Origin of the sequence: Kitasatospora sp. NPDC005751 (genome assembly GCF_040630835.1) — a bacterium.
GTDB lineage: Bacteria > Actinomycetota > Actinomycetes > Streptomycetales > Streptomycetaceae > Kitasatospora.
Genome location: NZ_JBEXYC010000146.1, coordinates 1 through 3,190, shown reverse-complemented (window position 1 = coordinate 3,190; position 3,190 = coordinate 1). Strand labels below are relative to the sequence as shown.

General features: G+C 69.6%; 1 protein-coding gene and 1 pseudogene. One reads left to right on the top strand and one right to left on the bottom strand.

Annotated features, from left to right (window positions below; genetic code table 11):
- Positions 1-91: 91 nt before the first annotated feature.
- Positions 92-2,131 (bottom strand): hypothetical protein, encoded by a 2,040-nt coding sequence (locus tag ABZ497_RS36670; RefSeq protein ID WP_359812457.1) that lies wholly within the window; start codon positions 2,129-2,131, stop codon positions 92-94.
- A gap of 370 nt (positions 2,132-2,501) precedes the next feature.
- Between ABZ497_RS36670 and ABZ497_RS36665 the strand changes: the two are divergent.
- A pseudogene (locus tag ABZ497_RS36665) lies at positions 2,502-3,190 on the top strand (hypothetical protein); the annotation flags it as partial.

Genomic DNA, 3,190 nt, shown 5'->3' with positions numbered 1-3,190 from the left:
CAGTTGCGCTCGCGTCACACACCACGGTCTACCGGATCAGGACCCGCCGCGAAGGTGAATCGCCAAGATTGATCACGACCGAATACGTGCCCTAGCGGCGGTACATGACGTACAGCGTGTTGTGGTTGAGGGAGACCGCGGCGCTCTCGTCGATGGGGCGGATCGCTTCGTCGCCAACTTGGCGCAGGATGAACCAGCCTGCGCCGCCTCCGCCCATGTACCGCTGCGTCCACAGGGAGCCGTCGGGCTTGCGGAAGAATTCCCATACGGCGTTTCGGTGGCTGACGATGGTCGGTCCGTGGGTGCTGTCGCCCCCGGGGTTGGGCAGGCCGTCCTGCAGCCACGTGGGAGTGCTGCCTGAACTCAGCCGGCTTACGAGGACCTGGTTGTTGTCGGACTTGCGGCGGGCGCGCCACAGCCTGTTGTCATGGACGCACATGCCAACGGGGTCGCTCGCGGTCAAGAACATGTCGGGGGCGAGAGAGGACCAGCGGGTCCCGTCGTAGAAGCTCGTGCCCACGATTCCGGATACCACGGCCGTCGTCAGCCACAATTTGTTGTCGAAGAAGGTCAGGGACGGGGCATTGACGCTGCGGAAGTTGTCCGCGACCTGCGCGGCTGCGGTCCAGCCTCCGGTGTCGGTGTAGGTGCGCGACCACACCGTTCCGTCGAGACCGACGACGACGTAGTACAGCTTGCCGTGGCCCGCGGCCAGGGCGGGGGCGTAGTGGGTTGCGTCGCCCCCGATCTTTTGTGGTGCGGTCCAGGTGCCGCCTTCCAGGCGGCTCCACATGACCCCGTTGTCCTGGGCGCGTACGAACAGCGCGTGCAGCTTGCCGTTGTACAGGGCCAGCGCGGGGGCCTGGGTGCTCTGCCAGCCCAGGGAGATCGGCGCGCTCCAGGTGTCTCCGTCGCCCGCGATGTATTCGACGGTTCCCTGGGGGAAGGGGACCTTGTCGCCGGTGTACTTGACCCGTAGTTCGTGGTGGCCCTCGCCGTCGAAGTGCCAGGAGGTGCCGCCCTTGTACGACAGCCTCGCCAGGTCCTCGCGGTTCATCACGATCGAGCGGGTGGCGGACATGTCGTCGTAGTTGCGGAACACCTCGAAGAGGAAGACGAAGATCTTCGCGAGTTCGAAAGCCACTCCCACCGGCCCCGGGATGATCCCGATGAAGGTGTCGACGAGCATCAGCAGGTCGAGGCTGGCCAGGGCGTCGCTGAGCGCCTTCTGCAGGGCCTCCCACCACGCGGCGCTGCTCTGGTCGGCCTCCCAGGCCGCGATCATCGTCCCGAGCAGCCCCTTGAACGTGCCGTCGAACAGGACTTTGTTGTCGGCGGGGAAGGTGAACGTCTTGCCCTCGTGGACGTCCTGGAACTCCTTGGAGGTGAACGTGCGGCCGCCGCTGTCGGGGCCGGCGCTGGTGGAGGCGACCCAGTAGATCTCATCGTCGCTCCACCACTGGTCGCCCACCTCGCGGTGGACGTAGAAGTTCTCCAGCTCCAGCCTCACCCGGAACGTCTCGTCGGCGTGGGTGCCCGCGTCGTCACCGGCGCCGCCGACCGGCCCGGCCGGCGTGTCCGCCGCCTGGCCGTCCTCGGACTGCGCGCCGGCGGCGGACAGGGCGGGCCGAGCGAACACGGTGACCGCAAACCCCGTCTCCCTCATCGCCGCGAGGAACGCCGCGCTGTCGGGCTGCCCGGTCGCCGCCGCGTACGGGTCCACGACCTGGACGTTCGGACACGCCACCGCCTCCTGGACCAGCTGCGGCATGTCCCGGCGCAGGTCCGCGATCGTGTAGCCGCGGCCGACCGGCAGGCTCCTGATCACGTCCGGCACCACCGACGCGCCGCCCGACGTCACCGACTCCCGGTACACCCGCCCCCACTCCCGGGCCTCGGTATCCGCCGCCACCGTCCCCAGGACGCCCAGCATCATCCGCTCCAGATCGGTGGGCGGATAGCCCTGCCGCACTCGGTCGGCGCCGTGCAGCAGCGCCCCGATCAGCACGTTGCCGTACCCGCCGCCCTGCGCCAGCGCCCGCCCCACCTTCGCCTGCGACCGCGTCCCCGACAACAGCCCCTGCACCCGCTGAAGACGCTCCTGCTCCGTGAACTGCACCTGACCGCCCACCGAGGTCCCCCTTCATCAACCCGCCCGCAACCAGTAATCAACGCGTCACGCACGCTAGGTTCCCAAGCCGCACCGAATACCCCGAAGGCGACATCCAGCCGCGAAACGTCCGAAAGCAACCGGCTAGTCGTATGGCAAGGGCCGCAGCCCCGAGCATCACTGGAGCACATGCGGCTCCGTCGGCCCTGCGGACGTGGCCCGGGGCTCGCCATCGGCGAGGGCACAGCCATGGCGATCGCTTCGGGCGGGCCACTTGGGCGTCTGAGGGTAACCGCTGGCCTTCCAGTTCAGTTGATCTTGTCGGTGATCCCGTCTCCGCTGAGGTGGTCGTGATCACGAAGGATCGTTCGGCACTCACGAGATGGGCACTATGACGATGACACTGCAGCGGTGGAAGAGCGCGGGGGCGGTCGCCGCGGCCGCGATGCTGACGTGCGGGTTCAATGCCGTGCCCGCCCACGCGCAGCCCACCAGCATGGTTTTCGACAAGGCGGGCTCGCACGACTTCGAACTGCCGAAGGGGATCGACGCGTTCACGGTGGTCCTGGTCGGCGGCGGTGGCGGTGGGGGCGGCGCCGGGTGGGTCAACTACGCAGGAGTGCGCGAGGGAGCGCAGGGCGGGCAAGGCGGCTGGGCACAGCGAGATGGCCGAGGCCACGGCGGGCACGGTGGGAGCGCAGAACCCAAGCACCGGCCCGGTGGCATTCCCGGCGGGGACGGCGGCTCGGGCGGCGGGTTCGAATGCAGCGCGGGATGGCCGACCGGCTCGCGGGGGACCGGGGCGGTCAGCCCCAAGGCGGGAGAGTCCCGCAAGCACGAGGCCGGTGCGGCGGGCGAGCGCGCCGCCTTCGCCGACCTGCCGGCGAGCGTCCCGGCGAGCGCCGGCCACGGCGCACCGGGCGGCGCCGGCGGGAACAACCAATCGGACGGCGGCAAGGGCAGCGATGGGTACGTGCTGGTGACCTGGCGGCGCACCAGGACCTGCCAGGCGAGGGCCAGTTCGGTGCGCCAGTGGGCGAGTTCCCGCTCGTCGAGGGGCCCGGCCGGCGGCCGGCCGTA